Origin of the sequence: Cellvibrio sp. (assembly GCF_046347455.1) — a bacterium.
In the GTDB taxonomy this organism is placed as follows: Bacteria; Pseudomonadota; Gammaproteobacteria; order Pseudomonadales; family Cellvibrionaceae; genus Cellvibrio.
Genome location: NZ_JAXMGC010000016.1, coordinates 1 through 1,099 on the forward strand (window position 1 = coordinate 1; position 1,099 = coordinate 1,099).

Consider the following 1,099-nt stretch of genomic DNA (forward strand, 5'->3'; position numbering starts at 1 on the left):
GGTTGTGGAAGTTTTTAGCGTTTGCCTATGTTGCAATTGAGCAAATAGTAAACGAATTAGAGAATACGTTTGCGATGCAGAATAGTGAGCGAAGCTATCACAGCAACTATCATTAGAAAAATTACCCACCAGAAACCGGAAGGATCGTCTTGTCCCCAAGGTAATCCGCCCGTGTTCATGCCAAAAATACCGGTAATTAAGTTAATCGGCAGGAGTGTTACGGTCACAATGGAAAGTATATAGAGGTTACGGTTGGTGGCTTCGCTCATGCGCCCGGCGATTTCTTCCTGCAAGAGACGTGTGCGTTCTTGTACCAGCTCCAAATCCTGAATCGTGGACTCCAAATGTTCAACCGCTTGGCGCAGCTCGGAAATATCCTGTTGGCTCCAGCGTGCAATATGCGGAATTGCATGATGCAAGGCTTGTCGATTCGCACTGAGGTGGCGACGCAAACGGGCAAGCAAACGGCGTATACGACCAAGCTCGCTGCCTTGGTTGTGTAAATGCCCCGCAAGAATCTGGTCTTCGGCATCATCTACGCGCTCATTCTGACTTTTGATGACGGCGTGCATGGAATCCCCAATGTCGTAAATGAGTCGCGCAAACAAATCGATTGAGTTTGCGAAGCTCATGCCTCCGAACAATTCATGGCGCAATCTATCAACTGACTTGAGCGGATGGCCGCGGCCGGTGATGAGCCGCTCGTCATCTAAATACAAGCGCAAGACACCGAGTTCTTCTGGGTCTTCTTTGAAATCGTGAAATAAATCGCCAATGATCAATGCTAAGCTATGGTCAAAATTTTCGCTGCGAATATGAGCATCGCTGTCTAACAGCAGGTCGCGAGCATCCTGCGGAATTAGAGAGCAAGCGTTAATCCACTGAGTGGCACGAGTGTCAGCTAAGTTGAAGTGCAGCCAGTGAGGTTCGTGCGGAAGCTCGCTAGGTTTATCGGCAGCGTATAGAAAAAGTGGTTTGGGTTTTTCGGTGTGGCTTAAGCGAAATCCACAAATCAAACCGCCACTATCCGGGGTGTTAATACTGGGCGTGAAATGCATAGTTTCGCCAGCTTATGACATCCATGTAACAGATTTGTGAC

At 48.3% G+C, this 1,099-nt stretch carries 1 protein-coding gene; it reads right to left on the minus strand.

All coding sequences use genetic code 11. The features are described from left to right. Positions 1 to 56: 56 nt before the first annotated feature. Positions 57 to 1,058: a CorA family divalent cation transporter gene (locus U1F02_RS15630; protein ID WP_409991333.1), complete on the minus strand. Its 1,002-nt coding sequence runs from the start codon at positions 1,056 to 1,058 to the stop codon at positions 57 to 59. Positions 1,059 to 1,099 lie beyond the last annotated feature (41 nt).